Consider the following 858-nt stretch of genomic DNA (forward strand, 5'->3'; position numbering starts at 1 on the left):
AAAGAGGCCATCACCTTTTTAAGCCCACTATGCTCAAAATCAACCTCAAGTTTATCTCCCATGATCTCTACAATTCGCCCATAGCCAAATTTGATATGAAAGACCCGATCATTGACCCGATGCGAATCATCGACCTGATATGACGAGGCAACGCCTGCTTTGGAACCTGAACCTGCGCCGGGGGCAGACGCGAAGCCAGAGAAAAGTGACTCGCTCGACGATAAGCGTGTTTTGATTTGTGGCTCCTCCTCATGGAAGCGACGAGCAAAAAGGCCAGGCTGCGTATGCTCTTCAACAAGATCTTCGGGCAATTCATCTATAAAACGCGAAGGAAGAGAGGACTGCCACGCTCCATGGAGGCGCCGATTCGCCGCAAAGCAGATATAGGCTCGCTTGCGTGCGCGCGTCAACCCCACGTAAGCCAGCCGCCGTTCCTCTTCCAATGCTTCGCGTCCCACTGTATCAAGGGCACGCGCGTTGGGAAAAATCCCCTCTTCCCATCCCGCGAGAAAAACCGTATTAAATTCAAGACCTTTCGCGCTATGAAGCGTCATAATGCTCACCGCCTCCTGCTGGGCTGCGGCATTGTTTTCCATCACTAAGGCCACATGTTCAAGGAAATCACTCAAACTTTGAAATTCATTCAATGCAGAAACCAATTCTTTCAGGTTTTCCAGTCTTCCCGGCGCTTCGACAGATTTATCCTGTTGCCACATATGCGTATAACCCGATTCATCCAGCACAATTCCGGCAAGTTCAGCAGGCGTCAGGATTTGTAGTTGACGGCTCCAACGCTCCAGATCGGTCAGAAAAGATCTAAGCGCCTTCCACGCCGCTCCCTTGAGTTCATCTGTTTCC

At 50.8% G+C, this 858-nt stretch carries 1 protein-coding gene; it reads right to left on the reverse strand.

Translation table 11 applies throughout. From position 1 onward, the window contains the following. On the reverse strand, positions 1-858 hold an 858-nt coding region (locus JNK54_10710), incomplete at both ends, for an ATP-binding domain-containing protein (protein MBL8024729.1).

The sequence above is a fragment of the Elusimicrobiota bacterium genome, assembly GCA_016788905.1.
Taxonomy (GTDB): Bacteria; Elusimicrobiota; Elusimicrobia; order FEN-1173; family FEN-1173; genus JADKHR01.